Source organism: Kitasatospora sp. MBT63 (genome assembly GCF_000710465.2).
Taxonomy (GTDB): Bacteria; Actinomycetota; Actinomycetes; order Streptomycetales; family Streptomycetaceae; genus Kitasatospora.
Genome location: NZ_JAIZ01000593.1, coordinates 1 through 214, shown reverse-complemented (window position 1 = coordinate 214; position 214 = coordinate 1). Strand labels below are relative to the sequence as shown.

Below are 214 nucleotides of genomic sequence, written 5' to 3'. Positions count from 1 at the left end.
CCCGCCATCACGAGCGCAGCATCGACAACCTTCACCGTGGGCAGTGCTGGCAGCTACAAGATCACCAGTGCCGGAAGCCCGACAGCGTCACTGACTGCAACGGGTCTGCCCACAGGTGTCACGTTCGCCGATAACCACGACGGCACCGCCACCCTGGCCGGCACCCCCGACACCGCCGGAGTCAGCACGCTCACCATCACCGCTCACAACGGCG

Annotated in this window: 1 protein-coding gene; it reads left to right on the top strand. The window is 66.4% G+C overall.

What is annotated here, in order from left to right; all coding sequences use genetic code 11:
- Window positions 1–214 (top strand): hypothetical protein (locus AA75_RS51495; protein WP_033823730.1); only part of this gene is annotated, 214 nt, incomplete at both ends.